The following is a 15,891-nucleotide window of genomic DNA, read 5'->3' as shown; positions in this document are numbered from 1 at the left end:
GCTACCGGGTCGCGGCACGCGGCTTGCTGTAAGAGCCGTTTTTACCGCCGCCTCCACCGTCATGCAACAAACTTTCAATTCCAGAACTTTCGGCTCCATGCGACAGGCGATGATCGAACGGGATCTCGCCCATATCGAACAGGTCCTGGTGCGCTCGCATGCAAGTGCCCGCGACAATTCGGCTTTTCCGCTCAGCTACTGGCACGAGCGCCTGCGTCGCATCAAGGACGACGGGCAACTATGGGGCGTGCATCTTCGTAAGATCGACACACTGCAGCGCCTGCTCAACGGCGCATTGCCGCAGGGCTAGTCCTCTCGTCTGACAGTGAAGCGCGCGCCTCCGAAGCGAGGCGCGCGTCATGAATTGCCCTGGTTGCGCGAATGCGCGCATCCATGTAGCGGCACACTGTTGACGTTCGGCGTCTGCTCGACGCTCTCCATGCGCTAGTCGTGCTTCGCTTGCATCCGCCGTTTCTCTCTCCCGATCCGCCGTTCTCTTCGCTATTCCCTCTCTCGCTCGCGCTGGCTCCGCTCGGCGCGCTCCCGTCTATTGCCGATGCGTTTTCTTCGGGCGCTCATGCGGCGCGCTTCTTGCGACGTCACGACAACGCATGCCGGGGCTCCGGCTGCGCGGCCAGTGCAGTGCACCCTCGTGCGCGCAAACCACGGAGAGCAAACATGGAAACAGGAAAAGTGGAAGGGGCAGTGAAGGAAATAGGCGGCAAGGTGCAGGAAGCGGCGGGCGAGATGCTCGGCGACACCGGGACCCAGATGGCCGGCACCGCCCGTGAATTGAGCGGCAAGGCTCAACAGGTGTGGGCGGATCTCACGGACGTCGTGCGCGAGACGACCACCGAGCGGCCGTTCACCGCGCTCGCGATTGCGGCGGCTGCGGGCTTCATTCTCGGCGCGCTGCGCTCGACAACCGCACGCGATGTTCGCGGCGACAGGGATTACCGTTAGATACGGTTGACACAGAGTCGATTGCATCGTTCGGGTGAAGCGCTCGTCGCCGGTTGATGCATCCGGTGGCGAGCGCCCGTGACGGCAATTGCTGGCGGGAGATACAGGATGTCGATACATACCAAAGTGAGCCAGTGGCGCAACGTGGCGCGTTTCTGTTCCAGTCGAGCGGTGGACTACGCCGAACTTCTGGCGCTCGAACTGGAGGAGGCGAAAGGGCGATTGGTGCGCGAAGTGATCGCGATGGTCGTGCTGGCGGTCGCTGCCATGTTCACCCTCTCTTTTCTGTGCGTGGCCATCATCGTGACGGCATGGAATACGCCGTACGTCATTGCAGTGGCGTGGGGCGTCGCTGCCGCGTGGCTCGTCATATCGATCGCCACCTTCGCGATGATGAAGACCCAGAAGCCCGTCGAGCCGTTGCACGTGCTGCGCGACGAAGTGTCCCACGACCTGGAAGCCCTGAAGGATGCCCTGAAATGAAACACGATCGAGCCTGGCATCAGGAACGCCGCGCGGCGATTCTTCAGCGCATGGCCGCCTCGCGTGCGCGCTTGCTGTCTGCAAACCTGGCGCTGCATACGCCTCGGCGCACCACGATAGCGGGTGTGCCTGCCGTCAACGCAATGAGTTCTCTCGCCGACACGCCTTACCTGGCACTCGTGCTGGCGGCCGGACTTGCGGCCGTGCTTCTCGGGCCGCGCAAGGCGATTGGAACGCTGGCACGCACAAGCGTGATGGCGTGGCTCACGAGGACCGCGCGAAGTGTGTTTCAGCGCTAGCGCGATTTGACGCTTCCATGCCGGCGCCATGAATCCACACATGCGATGGGCGACTAATCGCGCGATGCGAGTCCGCGCGGCACGCCGGATGCACATGTGTTCGCGTTACATCCGCGAGTAGTCGAACCGTTCAGTGTGGAGGTTATATGAAGGCGCTTAGATGGCATGGCAAGAAAGACATCCGCTGCGACACCGTGCCGGATCCGAAGATCGAACATCCGCGCGACGCGATCATCAAGGTGTCGAGTTGCGCGATATGCGGTTCCGATCTGCATCTCTACGATGGCTTCATGCCCGGCATGGAGTCCGGCGACATCATGGGCCACGAGTTTATGGGCGAGGTGGTGGAAGTCGGCAAGGAGAACAGCGCGCTAAAGGTCGGTGACCGCGTCGTCGTGCCGTTCACCATAATCTGCGGCGAATGCGATCAATGCAAGCGCGGCAACTTCTCCGTATGCGAACGGAGTAACCGCAACAAGGACATCGCCGACAAGATGTTCGGCCACACCACGGCGGGCTTGTTCGGCTACACGCATCTGACGGGCGGTTATCCGGGCGGGCAGGCCGAGTTCGTACGCGTGCCGTTCGCGGATAAAACGCATGTGAAGATACCGGACGGTCTCAGCGACGAGCAGGTGCTTTTCCTCGGCGACATTTTTCCGACCGGCTGGCAGGCCGCGGTGCAATGCGATATCGAGTCCACCGATACGGTCGCGATCTGGGGCGCCGGCCCGGTCGGGCAAATGGCGATTCGCAGTGCCGTGCTGCTCGGCGCCAAGCAGGTGATTGCGATCGACTGCGTACCCGAGCGTCTTTCGATGGCGCGCGCGGGCGGTGCCGTCACGATCGACTTCAAGGAAGAAAGCGTCCTCGAACGATTGAAGGAACTGACCGGCGGCAAGGGCCCGGAAAAATGTATCGACGCCGTCGGCATGGAATCGCATGCAACGCGTTCGGTTGACTCAATGTACGACCGTGCAAAGCAGGCCGTGATGCTCGAAACCGACCGGCCGCATGTGCTGCGCGAAATGATCTACGTTTGCCGACCCGCCGGAACGTTGTCGGTGCCGGGCGTATATGGCGGTCTGGTAGACAAGATCCCGTTCGGTGCGTCGATGAACAAGGGCTTGACATGGCGCATGGGACAAACGCACGTCAACCGCTGGACCGACGATCTGTTGCGGCGAATCCAGGAAGGGCAGATCGACCCGTCGTTCGTTATCACGCACACGGTTTCGCTCAATGAAGGCCCGCGCATGTACAAGACGTTCCGCGACAAGGAAGACGGCTGCATCAAGGTCGTGCTCAAGCCTTGACGCGTTGATCAGTTGTGGTCGCGGCACAGGCGCTGTCTGTTATTTCACGCGAGCTGCGTTGACGTGGCTCCCCAGAATGAAGGTGATGTAAATGGATTCTCGTACTGAACCGAAGCAGGAGGGCGCTCGCGCTCTGAAGGAACGACTGCCGCAGCCAGATTCGATTGCGCGCGGCCTTGGCTGGTACAGCATTGCGCTCGGCCTTGCGGAACTGGTCGCGCCGCGCATGATGGCCCGCGCAGCCGGTGTCGAGACAGGTGCCGGCGCCATGCGTTTCTATGGATTGCGCGAACTCGCATGCGGCGTCGGCATACTGGTGTCGCGCAATCCGCGGCCATTTTTATGGGCGCGCGTGGGCGGCGATGCGCTCGACCTTGGCACACTCGCGCTGTCGTCGAACAAGCTGAGCGCACGCGACCGGCAACGGGCGACGGTCGCGGCCATGAACGTTGTCTGCGTCACAGCGCTCGACATGTATGCCGCCAATTGCGCGGAGAATGCGCCGCGTTTGCCGTCGGCGGACTATAGCGGCCGCACCGGCTTTTCCAGTTCGCCGGAGCAGATGCGTGGCGCCGCGCTCGCGGACTTCGAAACGCCACGCGACATGCGCACGCCGGATGCGCTTGCGCCATATACGCGCAGCAATCAGTCGCCGACGACGGGTGAGCGCATGCGTGCGGGGAGCGCGAAGAGCGCCGCATAGGCAGTGCATAAGCGAAAAAGCGTACCTTCCGGATGGCGGGTACGCTTCAATTTAGCCTTCAATTTGTGCGCTATTTCAGGTTGTCTTTGCAGGATTTCTTTGCAGGACGTCTGGTAAAGGCGAACTGCGTCGCCAGGGACCACGCGCACAACGTCACGCTGACAGATCGCCTTTACTGATTGGATGGCCTTCGGCGCCACCCGGTTCGAGATCGGGATCCACGTGATCATGCTCGGGGGTGTACGGCCCTTCAGACGGATGGTCCTTTCCCTTCGGAACTAGCGTCGGGTCGATGCTTCCATGTTCCCGCTCTTCCACTGTGCCGTCGGACTTGATCTTGACGTCTCCATCACCCAACTTTTCGCGCCGCTGGTCCGCGCGTTCTACGGGATCGGACGGTTCCTGGTTCATGCTTTTCTCCTCTCGCGTTGATTGACGGTTCGTTCACGCACATCGACATTCGAGCAAACGCGATACCCGCCTCGCCGACGGTGGTTCGGGTGAAGCGTTGCACGCGAATTGCTATGCGGTGACAAGGCCCGCGAATTCAACGCAGTCTCGACCTGCCGACGCGCTGCTACGTCTCACGTCCAGCGCGATTTGCGGCCCCGGTCTGCCCATGCAACCGTGAGCGACGGGTCACCAGCATTGCGCGCGGGGATTCGTCTTGACGCTCATCCCAATACAACCGCGGGCGGGAACGCCCGCAAGGACGCTTGTTTTCAACTATGACAGTCGACCAACGGCTTCGCAGCATGCGCAAGACCATGCGTGACATGTTCGGTATCGTGCGTTTGCGCGCCGGTCAGGAGGACATTATCCGCAGCGTATTGCAACACCAGGACACGCTTGCCACGATGCCGACCGGCGCGGGCAAGTCGCTTTGCTATCAGTTGCCGGCGCTGCATCTTGAGGGCACCACGCTCGTCGTGTCGCCGCTGATCGCGCTGATGAAAGACCAGGCCGACAAGCTGCTTGCCGCCGGAATCGACTGCACACTCGTGAACAGCACGCTGCGTAGTCGCGCCGAGCGCGAAGCGCTGCAGCGGATCGCGGCGGGCGAGAGCGGCATTGTGTTCGTGACGCCGGAGCGTCTTGCGCAACCGGCCTTCATCGAGACGTTGCGCGCGCGCCCGGAAAACCGCGTCGGACTAGTGGTTGTCGACGAGGCGCACTGCGTATCGCAATGGGGACACGACTTTCGCCCCGCGTTTCTCCAGATCGCGGCTGCGGTGAAGTCGCTGGGACAACCGCCAGTGCTCGCGTTGACTGCCACGGCGACGCCACGCGTGATCGACGACATCGTGCACTCGCTTGCATTGCGCGAGCCGCGTGTGGTTCGCACCGGCACGTATCGCGAGAATCTGCGCTATCGCGTCGTGCAGGTCAGCACGGCGGGAGGCAAGGACGGCGCAGCGCGCGCCGAGACCGCCAAGCGCGAGCAACTGTCGAAGCTGATTGCATCGCTCAGCGGCACCGGCATCGTGTACGCGGCGACTGTGCGCGACGTCGATCGTATTTACGTCTGGCTCACGGAGGCAGGCGAGTCGGTCTCGCGCTATCACGGTCGGCTGGGGGCCGACGCTCGCGAAGAGGCGCAGGAGCAGTTCATGTCGGGCGCCACCCGTTTGATGATCGCGACCAACGCGTTCGGCATGGGCATCGACAAGGCGGACATACGCTTCGTGATCCATTACCAGATTCCCGGCAGTCTGGACGCTTACTATCAGGAAACGGGCCGCGCGGGCCGCGACGGCGAGCCTGCCGATTGCGTGCTGCTGTTCGATCTGAACGACCGGCGCATCCAGCAGTTCTTTCTCGCGGGACGCTATCCGAGTGTCGAACTCGCGCAGCGTGTTTACGACACGTTGGCCGCGCGTATTGCCGACGAACCGAAGGGCGTCACGCTGGCCGCGCTCAAGGAAGCATTGCCGGATGTCGGTGCGGGCAAGCTGGAAGTCGCGTTGAACATGCTGGTCGACGCTCGCGTGGCCGGCCGCGACCGGCAGCGCCGCTATCGTCTGCGAAGCCGTGAGGGCGCTCAGGAGTCCGCGCGCGACGCGGTTGCAAATGCCGCGGCGCAATTCGAGCAGATGAGCGCGAACGACAGGGAAACGCTGCAGCAGATGATCGACTATGCGCAAACGGGTCAATGCCGCTGGCGCGCGATCCTCGACTATTACGGCGACTCGCCTGCCGCCGAGCGCTGCGGTGTGTGCGACAACTGCGTGAATCCGCCGCAAATCGACATGGCGCCCGACGCTATCGTTGCAGCAGAAACGCACGCGGATGCAGCCGCACAGCGCAAGCGCGAGGAGTCGCCAAAACCCCGCGTCTGGGCTCGGGGCGATGCGGTGCGCGTGCCGCGTTACGGCGCGGGTGAAGTTGCGCTAGCGAGCGGCGAGCAGGTGGCCGTGCAGTTCCCCGACGGCAGCACCCGCACGTTTCTGGCGAGTTATGTGAGGGCGGGGCGCTGATCCGCGTGCGCTCGAATGGCGGCAACGTCGGCAGTCGCTTCGGACGTTGCTTCGATCCGCGCGCGGAAGTAGCGCGCGGTCTCTTTAAGACCATCGTCGAGCGATGTTTTCGGCTGCCAGCCGAGCAACTCGCGCGCGCGCGAAATGTCCGGCTGACGATGCCACGGGTCGTCGGTCGGCAGCGGATGCAGTTCGAGCGTCGAACTTGAGCCCGTGATCGCGACGATCCGTTGCGCGATCTCGCGCATGCTGACTTCGTGCGGATTGCCGAGATTGACCGGCCCGCCGGGATCCTCGGTGGTGTTCATCAAACGGATGAACGCGTCGATCATGTCGTCCACGTAGCAGAACGAACGCGTTTGGGAGCCGTCGCCATATAGCGTGATCGGCTCGCCGCGCAACGCCTGCATCATGAAGTTCGACACCACGCGGCCATCGGCGGGATGCATGCGCGGCCCATACGTATTGAAGATCCGCGCAATGCGAATGGAAAGCCCATGTTGACGGCGGTAGTCCATGAAGAGCGTTTCCGCGCAGCGCTTGCCTTCGTCGTAGCACGAGCGCGGTCCGATCGGATTCACATGACCCCAGTAGTCTTCTTTCTGCGGATGCACGAGCGCATCGCCATACACTTCGCTCGTCGACGCCTGGAAGATTCTCGCCTTCACGCGCTTGGCGAGTCCGAGCATGTTGATCGCGCCGTGCACGCTGGTCTTGGTGGTTTGCACCGGGTCATGCTGATAGTGAATCGGCGACGCGGGGCAGGCGAGGTTGTAGATCTCGTCGACTTCCACATAGAGTGGAAATGTCACGTCGTGACGCATCAGCTCAAAGTTCGGGCAATCGAGAAGATGCGCGATGTTGTCCTTCGTGCCCGTATAGAAGTTGTCGACGCACAGCACGTCGTGGCCTTGCGTCACGAGCCGCTCGCACAGGTGTGAGCCGAGAAAGCCGGCACCGCCTGTGACCAGAATCCGCTTGCGGGTAAGTTCTTTCATGTTGCGTGGTCCTAGTCGTCTTTATGATTGGTCGGCGCAAGCCGCGCCGACCTGTGGCCTACGCGGTCACTTGCAGCAGTGCGTCGTGCCAGTCCTGCGCGAAACGGTCGATGTGAAACCGCTCCAGCGCCGTGCGTCGCGCGCCTTCACCGAGGCGCCGTGCTTCTGCAGGATCGCGAAGCAGTTCGTGCATTGCGTCGACAAGCGCATTCACGTCCGTATGCACGAAGCCGTTCTCGCCGTTGCGGATCACCGTCGCGAGTTCGGTAGTCGCAAGGCCCACGATCGGCATGCCGATCGTCATCGCCTCTACGATGGCAAGGCCGAGACTTGTCCAGCGGATCGGATTGAAGAAGAAGCGATAGCGCGCGGTGAACGCGGCGAGATCCAGATTGCCGACTTCACCGATGCCGTCGAGCCGCTCCGCGTCCATGCCAACCAGGTCGAGCGGCACGCGCGTGCGCGCATCGGCGAATACGTCGGCGCCGAGGCGCCGGCCGCGCTGAGCGAGATGATTCACGACGACAATGCCGCGTTCGAGTTCGCCGCTATAGCGCACGCCCTCGGGCACCACCACCCCATGTTCGATTACGCGCGTCGGCGTGACGCCGCAATCCCACATCAACTGGTTGAAGTGCGTGACGTGAACCAGCAGCGTGTTCGGGTCGTCGACCCAATGCCATTGCTGGAAGGGGTTCTCCTGGGGCGGATCATGTTCGATATACACGCGCGGCAAGCGGCGCTGCGCCTCGCTCAACACATGCTCGCGGTCGTATTCCCAATGCGTCTTGTGCTGATACAGGATCACGTCGAATTCCTGATCCGGCACGTCGTCCGCATTGATTTCGTGGACGTTGTCGCCCCACGGCAGCACGCCCACTTTGCCTGCATAGCCGGGCGGATGACCGGGCTTCGTCACCAGATAGAAATCGTGCGGCGCCTGTGTCAGGTAGTACAGGTAGTTGCCGTGCACGTGCCATGTCAGCACACGGAGACGGCGGCAGTTACGCAGCATGGTGCAACTCCTCGAAGGGTCCGGTTTCGGCATGTGTGTGCAATGCGCAGGGACCGGCCGGATGCGCGCCGCGAACGTCGGCCAGTTGCGCGCGCGCCGTCTCGACTACGCGATCCACGCCGATGTTGAGCGCGCAAGGGTGCCCGTAAGGACACTCGCGGAACATGCACGGCCGGCACGGCGGATAGTCGGCAAGCACGCGGTGCCGCACATGATCGAGCGGCGCCCAACGTTGCGTGTCGCTGCCGGACGCGACCACGACGGACGCGGTCGCCATGGCCGCGGCGATATGCGAAATACCCGTGTCGTTACAGACGACGAGCTGCGCGTGCGCAACCAGTGCGGCCAGTCCGCCGAGCGATGTTGAACCGGCGAGGTGCAACGCGGGCGCGGTCATCGCGCCAAGCACCGCGCCGGTCAGCGACGCTTCCGCCGCCGTGCCGGTAATGGCGATCTGCCACCCGTCGGCGGCGAGGCGGTCCGCGACTTCGGCGAAACGCTCGGCCGGCCAGCGGCGCGAGGGCAATTGCGCACCGGGATGCACCAGCACCAGGCGCTGTGCTTCGATGCCATGCGCGGCCACGAGCGACGCGTATTCGTCGCCATCCCGCTCGCAGAGAGGAAACGACAAGTGACGGTCGGTGGTTTCGGCGCCGAGCGCGCTCATCAATGCAAGGTAGCGCTCGGGTTCGGGCAGGTCATCGGGCCAGTCGATAAACACGCCGTCGCGCGGCCGCTCGTCAGGCTGCACGAAGCCTGCATGAGCGCTTGCGCCGAACTGAAGCAGCAGATCGTTTGCGATGCCGCCGCTGCCATGCAACTGGATTGCGAGATCGAAGCGTTGGGCGCGCATCCACTCACGAAATGCGGGCAGCCCTTCGTCCGATTCGCGCTGCTCGGGAAAGCCTTCGGCTCCCGGAAACACGATCAGTTCGTCGACGAGATCGGCGTAACGCTCGACAAACGACTGCGCCCACGGCAAGCCGATCAGCGCGATATGCGCTTGCGGCGCGGCCGCGCGCAGCACCCGCAACGCGGGCACGGAGCAGAGCATGTCGCCCAGTTGCAGTGCACGGAAGATCGCTATGCGGCGCGGTGCGGCTGAGGCGAGGAACGAGCCTGCGTTCATAAGAAGAGCACCTTGTAACGTATAGCGCCGTAGAGCCGCCAGTAGATCGAAAGGAATGGAATCGGAATCGACGTCCATGCCATTTCGGCAATGTGCCGCAAACTGCGGTCCCGGCCACGCAAACGCATTGCGCAGAAATACGCCGTCAGTGCGAACCATGCGAAGAATGCGAGCGTCACGGTGGTGGCATCGCCCACGAAAACGCCGATCAGCGCGGCCAATGCGGCGCAGAGAATGAGGTAGTACAGCAATGGAGGCGACGAGCGAATCCGCGTTTTGAATAGTTCGGGGTGCTTCTTGTAGAGCAACGCGTCGAACTGGCTCTTTTTCTGCTGCGAGATGCTGACGCCCCAACGCGCGGGGCGCACCGGGTGCACGACCACCGCATCGCGCGCACGCACGATCTTGCCGCCCGCTTGCAGCAGCGTGAACTGCAAGTCGGAGTCTTCGCGCCACGCCGAGGTGAAACGCTCGTCGAAGCCCCCGGTCATCGTCAGAAAGCTGCGCGCCACGAATACGTTCGCGGTCGCGAATTCGGCGCGCTCGAGGCCGCTCGCATCCGCCTCGTAGTCGGTCGGCGACGCGGGCAGCGGCACGACGATTCGGCCCGCTGCGGCTGCCGCTCCCTGGCGAATCGCCGCAAGCCCTTCTTGCAGCCATTGCGGATCGGGCAGCGTGTCGTCGTCGGTAAAGGCGATTACCGGCGAGCGCGCCTGTTGCCAGCCCGCATTGCGCGCGCCCGCCGGGCCTTGCGTGCGAGTCACCGGCACGTAGCGCACGGCGAGGCCGCGCTCCGCCTGCTCGCCGGCGATGCGCGCGACGCATGCGCGAGTCGCTTCGTCGGGACCGTCGTCGCAGACCACGATCTCGTAGCGGTCTGCGGGAAAGTCCTGTTCCGTCAACGCGCGAAGACATGACGCGAGCATGTCGGGCCGCCGATAAGTCGGCACGACCACCGACACATCGAGGTGCGCTAGCAGCACGCCCGGATACCCGGCCGCAATCGGCTCGGCTTCGCTATGCGGATTGCCGAAGCTGCCTCGTACGTCGATCGGTCCCGTAGCGGATGGACTCATGCGCCGCTCCGCGCTTTCTCGACGACGAAGGGGCCGATCACGAGCGCGTCGAGCGGCGAAGTCCAGAACGACTCCACCGCATCGCGCGGCGAATTCACCATCGGCTCGCCGCGCGTATTGAACGATGTGTTCACGAGAATCGGCACGCCGGTGCGCTGGTTGAACGCGGACAGGAGATCGTAGTAAAGCGGGTGCTGCGAGCGGTTCACGGTCTGCACACGTGCGGTGCCGTCTACGTGACGCACTGCCGGAATGCGCGCGGCCTTGTCGGCGCGCACGTCGAACACGAACAGCATGAACGGCGCGACGTGGCCGTTCACGAACCATTCGCTCGCATGTTCTTCCATGACGACCGGCGCGACCGGGCGGAAGTCCTCGCGATCCTTGATCTCGTTGAGCTTCGCCTGCATGTGCGGATCGACCGGCGACGCGAGGATCGAACGCGCCCCGAGTGCCCGCGGACCGAACTCGGTGCGGCCCTGATACCAGCCGATCACCTTGCCGCTCGCGAGCAGGTCGGCGGTCTCGCCGGCAATGTCGTTGAGCCGCCGGTACGGTACCTTCGACCATTGCAGGAACTGTTCGATTTCCTGTTCCGGATATTCGGGGCCCAAGTACGCGTGATCCATCACCCAATGACGCTTGCGATCGCCGCGCTCACTGCGTTCGCGAGAATCGATCCAGAGTGCCGCGCCAAGCGCGGTGCCCGCGTCGCCCGCGGCAGGCTGGACCCATACCTCGTCGAACGGGCCGGCGTCGCGCAGCTTCGAATTCATCACGCAGTTCAATGCGACGCCGCCTGCCATGCTGAGCTTGCTCAAGCGGGTTTTCTCACGCAGCCAGCCCGCGAGTTGCAGCACCGTTTCCTCGAGCACACGCTGCAACGAATTGGCGATATCGAAGTGGCGCTGTTCCAGCGGGCCGCCGCGTTCGCGCGCGGGGCCGAAGCGTTTGACGAGGCGCGGGGCGTCGACCGTATAGCTGCCGTCGCCGCGGTAACGCACGATATCGCGAAACACGTCGAGATACTCCGGCTTGCCGTACGACGCCAGCGCCATCACCTTGTACTCGTCGGACGAATGCAGGAAGCCGAGCCAGTCGGTTACCGCTTCATAAAGCAGGCCGAGCGAGTGCGGCAGTTCGACCTGCTTGAGGCGCGTGTATTTCCCGTCGACGAACTGGCCCATGCTGGTCGTCACGCCTTCGCCGCGGCCGTCCATGGTGAGCACGGCCGTATCCTCGTAAGGGGCGGCGAGAAATGCGCTGGCCTCGTGCGCGAGGTGATGTTCGACGAAATGCCACTTGAAGCCGTTGTCGCGGTCCACGCCCTGAAAGCGCTTGCGCAGATGATGCGGCGCGCCGTCGAGCAACTGCCCCTTGGCGTTCGAGATGTAGCTGAGAAAGAGCGGGTCCCACGGCGATGCGGACGGGTCGGATAGACGCGTGTTGGCCGGATCGAACGGCAACTCGATAGTCGCGCCGGGACGCTTCGGCATGCCGCTGAAGAGGCTCGGATCGTACGAGTACGCCACATGATCGACGTCGGCAAGCGTGATGCCGGCGGCTTTCAGGCAGTAGTCGATTGCGTCGAACGGCAGTTGCCAGGTCGAGAAGGGCACGGGGCGCTTCGCATGCTTGACGTGCGTGAAGCGTTCGTCTTCGGCGGCGGCGAGCACCACACCGTCGCGCAGCAGGGCTGCGGCGCTGTCGTGATAGACGGCATTGATTCCGAGTGTGTACATGGGCGTTCGCAGTAGGAGTGGGTTTCAGGGAGCCACCGGTTCATCGGCGAGCGGCGGCGCCGCGTCGCTGTGGTGGGCGTCGGATTGGATAGCGATCGAGCGGCGAGCATCGGAGTCGATGGACGCTGCGCGCGCTTGTGCTTCGGCGCGTAACTCGAGCGCCGCTGTCACGACCTCGCCCGGCGTCACGCCAAGCAGGCACGCATGGTGATGCTGCGGACACACGCTGCGATAGCACCAGCGGCATTCGACATCGCGAAACAGCACGCGATTCGGCGTTTGCCACGGCGTGTGCTGCGGATTGGTCAACGCATACAGGTCGACCACCGGCGTACCGAGCGCGGACGCGAGATGCACCGGCCCGCTGTTGTTCGACACCAGCACGCTCGCTTTTTCGATCAGCGCGGCCAGTTCGCCGAGCGTGAGCGCGCCGCTCATATCGTGCAGTTGCGCGCGAACGCGAGGCGCGGCGGCGGCGATCACCGCATCGACGAGCGGGCGCTCGCTTGCACTGCCGGTGATCAGAAGCGGCGCTCCGGTCTCGGTTGCGAGGCGCGTCGCGACCTGGCCGAAGCGCTCGGGCGGATAGCGCCGCGATGCGGCGGTTGCACCGGGGTGCAACACGATCCACGGCGTGTCGGCGTTTGCGCCGCTGTGCACGCCTCTCGCGGCTAACTGATCCGCAAGCGTTCGCCGGTCCGCGTCCTGCACCGTGAAGTGCATGCGCGTGTCGGGCGCTTCTGCGCCGACCTGGCGCACGAGGTCCAGTTGCCGTTCCACCTCATGACGGGTGCGCTGCTGCGGCTCCGGTTCACGCAGCCAGTCCGTCAGCAACGCATACGGGTTCTCGCGGCAATGCGCAAGCCGCCGCGGAATGCCGGCAAGATGGCACAGCATTGCCGCGGGCAACGGGCTCTGGCTATAGACCGTGAAAATCACAGCGGCATCGAAGCCGCCGCGCCGCAAACGTTCCTGCATGCGCTGATCGTCGGCGAGCGAACGCGCGCTCGTCGGCGGATTCGCGACCCACGGCGCTTCGTATCCGATCACGTCGTCGACATCGTCGAGAAACGGCGCGAGTGCGCCGCCGCTGCGCGATGCAAGCAGCGTGATGTGACGGCCCGGTGCGGACTCGCGCAGTGCGTGCAGCGCGGGCGTGGTCATCAGCACGTCGCCGAGATTGTCGAGCCGCACGCACAGAATGCGCTTGATCTCATCACCCCAAGGCGCAAGCTGCGGGCTGTCGGGCACGCGAGCGTGAGCGAGGGTCGGTTGAGTGATCGGCAGCGGCGCATTCATTGAGCGGTTTCCTCGCCGGCGGGCGCGGGCGGCGCCGCTGCTTCCACAGCGTTTGCGACGATCCGGGCAGCCTCGTGCAGGTCCGCGGCGCGCGCGGTGGGAACGCGCTGCGGTCCTTCGATCCACTCCGTCTCGTGGCCGTTGTCGAGCAGAATCGTGCGGCATCCGGCACGATTGCCCGCTTCGACATCGTCGAGAATGTCGCCGATGAACCAGCTGCGCGCGAGATCGAGCCGATGCTCACGGGCTGCGCGCAGCAACAGGCCTGGCGCCGGCTTGCGGCAATCGCAGGCGGTCGCATAAGGGGCTATGGTGCCGTCCGGATGATGCGGGCACCAGTACGCGCCAGAGAGCGTCGCACCGGATTCGGTGAACATGCGCGTGAGTTCGACTTCCACGTTCTTTAACGCCGCGCGCGTGAATTTGCCGAGTGCGACGCCCGACTGATTGCTGATCACGAACAGTGCGAAGGGCTGGGTCGCGAGCAGCGTCAACGCTTCGGGCGCGCCCGGTGCGAGGCGCATCAGCGAAGGGTCGATGTTGTAGGGCACGTCCTCGAGCAACGTGCCGTCTTTGTCGAGAAATACAGCGGGTCGCAGCATGACAAAGGCGGTGCAGAAAAATGTGAGCGGAATCGCCGCAAGCGGACCATGCGTCCGCTCCGGCTCGACACAACTGGCTGCGCTATCAGCGCTGCAATGCTGCGTGGCGCCTAACGGAACGATGCGCCGGCCGCTGCTCGCAGCGGAACTTCCACGCGATCTTCCGCGGCTTTGGCGGGCACGAGCCGCGCGGTGCGCATATAGATTTGCGCGAGCAATTCGCCCACGCCGCGCCATGTGAATTCCTTGCGCGCGCGTTCGACGCCTGCTTCGCCCATCCTGCGTGCGAGCGCGGGATCGCGCCGCAACTGGTTCAGGCGCGCGGCGAGCGCGGCCGGATCGCGCGGCGGCACGAGAAAGCCGGTGATGCCGTCCGCCACCGAATAGCGGATTCCGCCGACATCGGCGCCGATCACCGGCGTGCCGCATGCCATCGCCTCGACCGGTGTGATACCGAACGGCTCGTACCACGGCGTCGTCACGAATACGTCCGCGGCGCTGTAGTAGTAGCGCAATTGCGCGCGCCCACGCCGTCCCACGAAATTCGTCTGTTCAACCACGCCGCATTCACGCGCAATGCCGCGAAGGCGCGCGATTTCCGGCGTGGCCTTTTCATTCGGCGCGTCCGAGTTGCCGCCCACCACGTAGAGTTGCGCGGACGTCCTGAAGGCTTTCTTCAGAACACCGACGCCGCGAACCACGTTGTCGATGCCCTTGCGCTGCACCAGGCGTCCGAGTTGCAGCACGGTGAACTGGTTCTGCTGCCAGCCGAGTGCGTCACGGGCGGCGGCGCGGTCCATCGGATGAAACTCGTCGGCGTCGAAACCGCACGGCACGATCTCGATGCGCGCCGGGTCGGCCTGGTAATGCTCGATCAGGTCTGCTTCGTCCTGCGGGCATTCCGCGACCACCACGTCGGACTGCGCGACGAGATCGTCCTCGATTGCAAAGCGCTCGTCCGGAAAGCCGTCGCTCGCGCCTTGATGAATCCGTCGCACACGGCCGAGCGCATGAAACGTCGTGACGAGCGGCACGCCGAGCGCCGCTTTGACCTTCATTGCGGCAAGCCCCGACATGAAGAAGTTCGCGTGCATCACGTCGTACGGGGTTTTCTCGCGGCGGAAGAATTCGATCAGGAACGCGGCGAACTCATCCATGAAGGGCAGCAGCAGTTCCTTCGGCAACTGCATCGGCGGCCCTGCGGGAACGTGGATCACGCGCACGCCCTCCATGTCGGATACGAGCGGCAGCAACGCGCGGTCGCGCCGCGTGAACACGTCCACTTGATGGCCCATCTCGGTCAGTTCACGCGCGACATTCGCGACGTAGATGTTTTGTCCTCCGCTGTCGACGCCGCCGGCGACGGCGAGGGGCGAGGCGTGCTCACTGATGAGGGCGATCTTCATTGACATTCCTTCGCGAGATAGGCATTGGCAGGGAGTTCATGGCGCGTTTTGCTGAGCACTCTTATGCAATTTCACGCAATACAACGCTGGTACCCGGCATCAGCATGTGGTGTGCCTATGCGCTACAAGGGACGCAAGAAGCGCAATGCGGTGTTGGCTGCGGAGAAGCGCTGTAGCGTTCCCTTTTATCGGGCGGGGAAACGGTGTGGCGTTCCCTTTTTCTACAAGCTGCCATGTAAGTTCGATCAGAGTCCGCGACGAATGGCGAATTTTTTTCTTTGTGATGCTATTAGCAACGCGTGCCGCTGATGTGTCGTCTATGCTAAGTTTTGTCCGGCGGCGGGCGCGCGGTTTGCTCGACCCCGGCCTTGGCGCATCTGCCC

At 63.8% G+C, this 15,891-nt stretch carries 16 protein-coding genes; 7 read left to right on the top strand and 9 right to left on the bottom strand.

All coding sequences use genetic code 11. The features are described from left to right. The first annotated feature begins 109 nt into the window (after positions 1-109). The 6 genes from RW095_RS10715 (at position 110) to RW095_RS10690 (ending at position 3,764) form a co-directional block, all read left to right on the top strand. Positions 110-310 carry a hypothetical protein gene (locus RW095_RS10715; protein WP_317018978.1) on the top strand — a complete coding sequence of 67 codons (201 nt, stop codon included), beginning with the start codon at positions 110-112 and terminating at the stop codon, positions 308-310. Between the two features lie 368 nt (positions 311-678). Next, the gene (locus RW095_RS10710; protein WP_128586569.1) at positions 679-963 is read left to right on the top strand and encodes a CsbD family protein; all 285 of its coding nucleotides are present in this window, start codon (positions 679-681) and stop codon (positions 961-963) included. Positions 964-1,071: 108 nt separating this feature from the next. Next, entirely contained in the window at positions 1,072-1,446 is a 375-nt protein-coding gene (locus RW095_RS10705) for a phage holin family protein (protein WP_128596526.1), read from the top strand. Continuing rightward, on the top strand, positions 1,443-1,745 hold the full coding sequence (locus tag RW095_RS10700; protein ID WP_128586567.1) for a hypothetical protein: 303 nt from the start codon (positions 1,443-1,445) through the stop codon (positions 1,743-1,745). Before RW095_RS10705 ends, RW095_RS10700 begins: the two co-directional genes overlap by 4 nt. Before the next feature lie 146 nt (positions 1,746-1,891). Beyond that, positions 1,892-3,061, top strand: a complete 1,170-nt coding sequence (locus RW095_RS10695) for a zinc-dependent alcohol dehydrogenase (protein WP_128596520.1) — start codon at positions 1,892-1,894, stop codon at positions 3,059-3,061. A gap of 91 nt (positions 3,062-3,152) precedes the next feature. Continuing rightward, positions 3,153-3,764: a hypothetical protein gene (locus RW095_RS10690; protein WP_317018976.1), complete on the top strand. Its 612-nt coding sequence runs from the start codon at positions 3,153-3,155 to the stop codon at positions 3,762-3,764. Between the two features lie 153 nt (positions 3,765-3,917). On the opposite strand, the gene RW095_RS10685 is transcribed toward RW095_RS10690, so the two are convergent. After that, the gene (locus tag RW095_RS10685) at positions 3,918-4,175 is read right to left on the bottom strand and encodes a hypothetical protein (protein WP_317018975.1); all 258 of its coding nucleotides are present in this window, start codon (positions 4,173-4,175) and stop codon (positions 3,918-3,920) included. 317 nt (positions 4,176-4,492) lie between these two features. Between RW095_RS10685 and RW095_RS10680 the strand changes: the two genes are divergently transcribed. Then, on the top strand, positions 4,493-6,241 hold the full coding sequence (locus tag RW095_RS10680) for a RecQ family ATP-dependent DNA helicase (protein ID WP_317018973.1): 1,749 nt from the start codon (positions 4,493-4,495) through the stop codon (positions 6,239-6,241). On the opposite strand, the gene RW095_RS10675 is transcribed toward RW095_RS10680, so the two are convergent. The 8 genes from RW095_RS10675 to RW095_RS10640 form a co-directional block, all read right to left on the bottom strand. Further along, positions 6,220-7,239 carry a UDP-glucuronic acid decarboxylase family protein gene (locus tag RW095_RS10675; RefSeq protein WP_317018972.1) on the bottom strand — a complete coding sequence of 340 codons (1,020 nt, stop codon included), beginning with the start codon at positions 7,237-7,239 and terminating at the stop codon, positions 6,220-6,222. The genes RW095_RS10680 and RW095_RS10675 overlap by 22 nt on opposite strands. A 58-nt stretch (positions 7,240-7,297) precedes the next feature. After that, positions 7,298-8,254 (bottom strand): glycosyltransferase family 4 protein, encoded by a 957-nt coding sequence (locus tag RW095_RS10670; RefSeq protein ID WP_317018970.1) that lies wholly within the window; start codon positions 8,252-8,254, stop codon positions 7,298-7,300. Continuing rightward, a complete protein-coding gene (locus tag RW095_RS10665; protein WP_317018969.1) occupies positions 8,244-9,383 on the bottom strand; it encodes a glycosyltransferase family 9 protein in 1,140 nt (379 codons plus the stop codon). The genes RW095_RS10670 and RW095_RS10665 overlap by 11 nt, the downstream gene beginning before the upstream one ends. Further along, the gene (locus RW095_RS10660) at positions 9,380-10,459 is read right to left on the bottom strand and encodes a glycosyltransferase family 2 protein (protein WP_317018967.1); all 1,080 of its coding nucleotides are present in this window, start codon (positions 10,457-10,459) and stop codon (positions 9,380-9,382) included. The genes RW095_RS10665 and RW095_RS10660 overlap by 4 nt, the downstream gene beginning before the upstream one ends. Then, positions 10,456-12,201 (bottom strand): carbamoyltransferase family protein, encoded by a 1,746-nt coding sequence (locus RW095_RS10655; RefSeq protein ID WP_317018966.1) that lies wholly within the window; start codon positions 12,199-12,201, stop codon positions 10,456-10,458. Before RW095_RS10655 ends, RW095_RS10660 begins: the two co-directional genes overlap by 4 nt. 24 nt (positions 12,202-12,225) lie before the next feature. Then, on the bottom strand, positions 12,226-13,500 hold the full coding sequence (gene waaF, locus RW095_RS10650) for a lipopolysaccharide heptosyltransferase II (protein WP_317018964.1): 1,275 nt from the start codon (positions 13,498-13,500) through the stop codon (positions 12,226-12,228). Beyond that, positions 13,497-14,102: a D-glycero-alpha-D-manno-heptose-1,7-bisphosphate 7-phosphatase gene (locus RW095_RS10645; protein WP_317018963.1), complete on the bottom strand. Its 606-nt coding sequence runs from the start codon at positions 14,100-14,102 to the stop codon at positions 13,497-13,499. The genes waaF and RW095_RS10645 overlap by 4 nt, the downstream gene beginning before the upstream one ends. Before the next feature lie 110 nt (positions 14,103-14,212). Continuing rightward, the gene (locus RW095_RS10640; protein ID WP_317018961.1) at positions 14,213-15,508 is read right to left on the bottom strand and encodes a glycosyltransferase family 4 protein; all 1,296 of its coding nucleotides are present in this window, start codon (positions 15,506-15,508) and stop codon (positions 14,213-14,215) included. Between the last annotated feature and the right edge of the window lie 383 nt (positions 15,509-15,891).

Origin of the sequence: Paraburkholderia kirstenboschensis (assembly GCF_032806925.1) — a bacterium.
Taxonomy (GTDB): Bacteria; Pseudomonadota; Gammaproteobacteria; order Burkholderiales; family Burkholderiaceae; genus Paraburkholderia; species Paraburkholderia kirstenboschensis.
This window is presented reverse-complemented; position numbering and strand designations above follow the sequence as displayed.